4 protein-coding genes are annotated in these 6,243 nt (G+C 71.1%); 1 reads left to right on the forward strand and 3 read right to left on the reverse strand.

Annotated features, from left to right (window positions below):
* Together ACFWY6_RS43390 and ACFWY6_RS43395 are read right to left on the reverse strand one after the other, a co-directional pair.
* Positions 1-1,582 (reverse strand): hypothetical protein (locus ACFWY6_RS43390; RefSeq protein ID WP_384702820.1); only part of this gene is annotated, 1,582 nt, incomplete at its 3' end.
* Positions 1,583-1,689: 107 nt separating this feature from the next.
* The gene (locus ACFWY6_RS43395) at positions 1,690-2,751 is read right to left on the reverse strand and encodes an ATP-binding protein (RefSeq protein ID WP_384702823.1); all 1,062 of its coding nucleotides are present in this window, start codon (positions 2,749-2,751) and stop codon (positions 1,690-1,692) included.
* Positions 2,752-3,044: 293 nt separating this feature from the next.
* On the opposite strand from ACFWY6_RS43395, the gene ACFWY6_RS43400 reads away from it, so the two are divergent.
* The gene (locus tag ACFWY6_RS43400) at positions 3,045-4,676 is read left to right on the forward strand and encodes a DUF6345 domain-containing protein (RefSeq protein ID WP_384702826.1); all 1,632 of its coding nucleotides are present in this window, start codon (positions 3,045-3,047) and stop codon (positions 4,674-4,676) included.
* Between the two features lie 37 nt (positions 4,677-4,713).
* Here the strand turns inward: ACFWY6_RS43400 and ACFWY6_RS43405 are convergent, their stop codons facing one another.
* Positions 4,714-6,099: an amino acid permease gene (locus ACFWY6_RS43405; protein ID WP_384702829.1), complete on the reverse strand. Its 1,386-nt coding sequence runs from the start codon at positions 6,097-6,099 to the stop codon at positions 4,714-4,716.
* Positions 6,100-6,243 lie beyond the last annotated feature (144 nt).

Below are 6,243 nucleotides of genomic sequence, written 5' to 3' on the forward strand. Positions count from 1 at the left end.
TCTCTCTCGCGCGGCCCGCCCACACCCGCGGGGGGGGGGCCCCGCCCCCCCCGCCCGGCCCCCGCCCCGCCGGTACGTCGCGTGCGGTGGCGTACGAGGCGATGGCGCCCAGCGCCTTGCCGAGCAGGACGCGGCTCATGGACCCGGAGGTGTCGAGGACGACGCCGAAGGTGCAGCGGGCGATCTCCTCGGGCGGGTGGTGGCGGCCCGCGCGCGGGATGCCGGGGGTCGACGCCTGGCGGCGCGAGGGCCGCGCGTAGCTGCGCAGGGGCTCGGGCCGGGGCACGAACGCGTCGAACCAGCGGGCCAGTTGGGCGTCCCACGGCACGGGCGGATGCGCGAGCGCGCGGATCTCCTCGATGAGACCGCCGGGCAACAGGCCCCGGTCCTGCTGGTGATGCAGTTCATTCCCCTGCACGAGTCCGCGCCGGTAGAACTCGTCGAGGTCGACATAGTCCCCCACGGGCCCGAGCGGCTCCCCGAGGATGTCGCCGCGCCCCTTGCCGCGCAGGGTCGCCATCCGGCGCATGCGGCGCTGGTCGGCGACGATCCTGTCGTACACCTCCTCGGCGGAGAGCCCCGCCAACTCCGGGTCGTACAGCAGCCCTTCGGGCATCTCACCGACGCCCATCTCGCGCAGCCAGCCGTTGATGACGTAGTCGGCGGCGACATTGAAGAGATACGGGTCGCGGGCTCCCCGTCGATCACCGTGCCGCAGGGCGGCGTGCAGCATCTCGTGGGCGAGGATGAACCGCCACTCCTCGTCGGCGTACCGCTTCAGCGGGTTGATGTAGATCTCCCCGGCGTCGGCGTTGACCGCGGCGACGGAGATGTCGTGGGCGCGGGCGAGTTCGGCGTCCGCGACGACCGTCATGCCGGCCGCGATGCCGCCGAGGAGGGGGTAGGAGGACACGAACCAGTTGAGCGCGCGCTCCCAGGGGCGGGTGGGCACGCGCTCACCCTTCAGCTCGTCACGGCGCCCGCCCGCCACGTCCATGGCGGCGGACACCGTGCGGGTGAGGGCGTGCGCGAAGACGGTCTGCCAGTCCTTGACCGGGCCGTACCAGGCGGGCCAGGGCTCAAGCACCTGGTCGGGGGCGGTGCCGCCGGCGCCGCAGTGCTCGTACTGGGGCGGGATGCCGTCACGCCGCCAGCGCGCGGCGAGCTGCTCCTCGTCGCCGCCGGGGAACGTGCTGGGCAGGTCGTCGGGCGGGTTGCCGACGGGGAACGTCTGCTGGAACCGGTGGACGACCACGCAGCGCGCCGCGAGGTCGAACCGGTCCGGCTGCTCGCGCTTGCCCTTGGCGGCGGGGACGTGACCGAAGCCGAGGTGCAGCAGGCAGTGGGAGAGCGCCCAGGCCCATTCGCCGGGGGTGGCGAGGCGGGTGGGGTGGACGTGCACGCAGCCGTCGGAGTCGACGAGGGCGTGGCCCCGCGGGGGCGCGACACGGCAGCCGGTCCGGCAGAAGTCCGCTTCCAGGGAGTCGAGGGCGGGGTTGCTCCGCACCATGGCAAGTCCCTTGAGGTAGGCCTCTGTTGCGGGGTCGGGGCGGGGGTTCTTGTCCTTGCGGGGGCGGGTCATGCGGGGTCGCTCCTGGGGGCATTGCGTGCCGTGCTGCCGGGCAATCGGGAAGGGGGTCCCCCCTGCTCATTAAGAGCTTGGGGGAGGGCGGGAAAAGATCCGCAGGGTCACCGCCTCGCCTCCACCAGTCGCGGCATGTCCCTCGCCGCCTCCACCAGGAACCACGCCGGCAGCAGCGGATTGCCGTCCGCGTCGTCCGCGATGACCGTCTGGGCGACCTCAACCGAGATCTCCGCCAGCTGCACAAGGAGCGACTTGGCCCGGTACGCCGTCTGCCGGACGGACGGCGACGCGTGCTCCTTGGACGCCGGGAGCTCCTTCGCCAGCCGCCCCCGGAACGACTCCGCGAGGTAGTACAGAAGGTCCCGCTCCTCCGGCCGATGAGGCCACCGCGCGTCGCCCTTCAGGATCGCGTCGAGCCCGAACCGGCTCCGCACGACCTTGACGTATCCGCAGAAGGCGACCGCGTGCCCCGGCGTCAGCGTCCCGTGCGCGACGACCTTCAGGGTCTCCTCGTCCAGCGTCGGCCCGAACGAGTGCAGCGCGTCGGACAGCATGTGCCAGGACCGTGGCGTGGAGAACGGCTCCTCCGTCTTCGGCGGCTTCGACCACAGGTGGTCGGGCCGGTCGGTCAGGTAGTCCGTGATCCAGGGGTGGATGCCGTGCCCCGCAGCCCACCCCAGCCAGTCCGTCACGGATGCCGAAAGGTGCACATGCGCAAGCCGGTTGACGAGCGCGGACGAGATCGGACGGGCGAGCGCGTTGTCCGTGGCACGGTTGCCCGCGCCGATGACGATCGAGCCCTCGGGCAGTTCGTAGTTGCCGATCCGCCGGTCCAGGATCAGCGAGTAGAACGCCTTCTGGACGTCCGGTGTCGCCGCGTTCAGCTCGTCGAGGAACAGGCAGTACGGCTCGTCCCGCGCGATCGACTCCGGCGGGCAGAACACCGAACGGCCGTCACGGATCTGCGGTACGCCGATGAGGTCCTCAGGAGCCAGCTGCGTACCCAGCAGGCTCACGCACTCCAGGCCGAGGGAGTCGGCGAACTTCCTTACCAGGGACGACTTTCCGATGCCGGGCGCGCCCCAGATGAAAACGGGCCGCACCGTGGCGAGCCCGAGCAGCAGCTCGGGAATCCTGGCGGGAGTGACGCTGACAGCAGCCTGCACGCAGGGGCTCCTTGGGGGTGTTCGAGTGGGGCGCGCAGGTGCGCGAGGTCCGGTACGAACAGTGTGTGCGCTGCGCGAGTCGGGACGCACACCATTTTTCGCTCCACGGAGGCCCATCGCGCCCCACCGCGTACCACCCCGCACGCCCCCTCAAGGGAGGCGCATGGGGCAGGGTGAAAGCCCTGGTACGTGCCCGCTATGGCCGGAATGGCAACTGGGCAAGGTTCCGGCGCGGTGACATTTTGAGGCCCCCTCGCGCACGGGACGAGGAATTCACCTCAGGGGGTTTGGCCATGCGCATGAATTACACGGACCGCGGTCCGTCACCGCTGGAAGCGGAGAAGCCGGGAGCCGCCGGTGACCGCGACTCGACGTTCGGCTGGTGGGGTGCGTTCAGCATCCAGAAGTTCGTCAACCAGTCACCGCTCTTCCACACGCACGCCGACGCCACCGGGTGGCTCGCGTACCTCCAGCAGTTCTACGACCGCAACTTCTGGTTCGCGGACGGTGGCGCCCAGGTGTGGGCGTACGAAGAGACGTACGACAACTGGCAGGACCGCTACGGCATGGACGCGGTGGTCGCGGTCTACCACTCCGGCCACGGCGGCATGGACGGGAACGGGGTCTTCTTCGCGCCACTCGGCGCGGTCTGGGACGGCCGCAGCGACGCCGTCTCCAACCGGATGGCGCTGGGCAACGAGAAGGCCAACTACGTCTTCTGGTCCACCTGCACCTCGCTGCGGGTGCTCGGCGGGCACTCCCCGATCCGCACCTGGGCGGGCCCCAACATCGGCTTCCGGATGATCTTCGGGTTCGAGACGGTCAGCATCGACAGCCCGGACTACGGCAAGAAGTTCTGGGAGAAGTGGCGGGCCGGGCAGACCTTCACCGACGCCTGGCTGAACGCGAGTTGGGACATCTACAAGGGCCAGGCGCCCTCGGTCTGCGCGGTCGGCGCCACCCAGGCCGACGCCAACGCCCGCCTCAACGGCGAGCGCACCCTGTACCGCGAGCATGTGCCGGACAACTGGTACGCGTGGCGCTGGTACTACGCGCGCGACACCCTCAGGGAGCCCCTGACGCAGGCGCCGAGCAGCCCGCAGATCGTGCAGCTCGCGCCGCGCGACCCGGGCCAGGAGCTCACCAAGATGGGGCAGCTCGCCAACTTCCCGTCGGCGGCGCTGCAAGAGGTGCAGGTCGAGCGGCAGGGCGTGCTCAGCGCCACCTCCGGCGACCGGACCATATCGACCGCGCCGCACGCGGTCCGCTGGGTCAAGCTCGCCGAGGCCAACCACCGCAATCTGCGCCAGCTGCCCACCGAGCGTGCGGTCGAGGCCGCGCGCGCGTTCGCCGAGCAGCACGCGGACGGCGCCGAGCTCGTCGTCGACAGCGTGCACGACCTGATGCAGAACTCCGGGGCGAAGGACGGCTCCGAGCTCGGGCAGCCGGTGTCGCTTGAGACCCATGTGACGTTCCGGCAGGTCTTCGACGGCATACCGGTCATCACCCCGGACCGCGGTCTTATCCGGGTGGCCCTGGACAACGACGCCACCGTCGTCCAGGCGCAGATCTCCACGCGTGAGACCACCGGTACGACGCGCGAGCCGAGCACGGACATCTCGCCGCCGCCCCAGGGCGGCAAGGCGGCCGCCGTGCCGCTGGAGCGCGACCCGCGCAAGGCGCTGGCCGCCGCCCAGCAGAAGCTGCTCGCCGAACTCGCCGCCGTCACGGCCGACGAGCCCGGCGGCAAGGGCGCCAAGGCTCAGCAGGATCCCCAGGTCAGGGACGTGCCGGGCACGTTCGACGTCGGCTATGAGATCGAGGGCAACGAGGCCTACCCGGCCGCCCGCAAGCTGATCGAGATCGGCCCGCCCGACGGCATGTTCACCACCCGCCGCTGGGTGGTCGCCCCGCTGGCCCGGTAGTCCGGGGCAGGGGCAACGACCGACGGGGGTCGGGGAATCAGTGGGTGGCGGTCCGCTTCTTGCGGGCCGCCATCCACGCGTAGACGATGACGCCCGCGAAGAGGAACAGCACGCCCTGGTAGACGGCCGCGTACCCGGACCCGGCGACGAGCCACATGGAGAAGCCGCACGCGATGGCCGCGAGGATCCCGTCCCGCACCAGGCGGCCGCGGTTGACGCGCTCGCCCTGACCGGAGATCAGGAAGAAGATCTGCGCGGCGGTGGCCAGGAGGTAGGGCACGGTCGCCGTGAACGTGGTGATCAGGACGAGGGACTCGAAGACGCCGCTGGAACCGGCCGTGTAGTTGTAGACGGTGAGCAGCGAGGCGAGGACGACGGTGACCAGGACGCCGGCGGTCGGCACACCGCGCTTCTTCTTGCCGAAGGCGGGCGGGAAGAGCCCGTCCTTGGCGGCCGCGTACGGCGTCTGGGCGCTCAGCAGCGTCCAGCCGTTGAGGGCGCCGAGGATCGACACGACCGCCGCGCAGGCGACCGCGATGCCGCCCCATGACCCGCCGAACATGACGTTGACGGCGTCCGAGAACGGCGCGGTCGAGCCGACGAGCTTGTCGTGGGCGACGGTGCCGAAGACGGCGAGGGTGCCGAGCAGATAGACCAGGGCGGCGCCCAGCGTGCCGAGGATGGTGGCGCGCCCGACGTTGCGCCGCGGATCGCGCACCTCGCCGGCACTGACGGCGGCCGACTCGACGCCCAGGTAGGAGAAGAGCAGGATCGCGGCGGACGCGGAGACGGCGCCGACGGGGCTGTCGTCGCTCGCTTGGAAGGGCCCGAGGTTGCCGCTGTCGAAGAAGAAGAGTCCGCCGACGGCGACGAGGAGCAGCGGCAGGAACTTCAGGACGGTGGCGACGACCTGGACCGCGCCGACGTACCGGGTGCCCGCGAAGTTCGCGAGCGCGGGGAGCAGTTGGAGCACCAGGGCGGCCAGGCAGGCGGTCCACTTGTGGTCGTTGACCGGTATCAGGACGTCGAGATAGCCGACGGCCGCGACGGCGAGCGCCGCGTTCGACACCCAGGCGGTGGCCCAGTAGGACCAGGCCGAGAGGAATCCGGCGAAGTCGCCGAACGCCTCACGTGCGTAGACGTACGGTCCGCCGGTGCGCGGATCGCGGCGGGCGAGCCGCCCGAAGACGAGCGCGAGGGCGATGGCGCCCGCGGTCAGGACGGCGAACGCGACGAGGCTGATGGTGCCGAAGGGGGCGACGGAGGCCGGGAGCAGGAAGATGCCGCCGCCGATGATGTTGCCCATGACGAGGCAGGTGGCGATCGGCAGTCCGAAGCGCCGAGCGTGCCTGCTCTGCTCTTCGTGCTGTTCTTCCTGGTCGGGGGCCGGAGCCGGCAGGGTCGCGGTTCCGGTGTCGTGCATGGGGTGGTGCCTCTCGTCGTGCGGGGCGCCCGGGATCGCCGGGCGCGAGCCCTGGGTAGGGCACGACGCGATGCGCTCACAATCTGTGTGTTTTGTCGTGCTCGGGACGATCGGGGTCGGCAAAAGCTGGGCGGCCGGGGCGGC

The sequence above is a fragment of the Streptomyces sp. NPDC059037 genome (genome assembly GCF_042740015.1).
Lineage (GTDB): Bacteria > Actinomycetota > Actinomycetes > Streptomycetales > Streptomycetaceae > Streptomyces.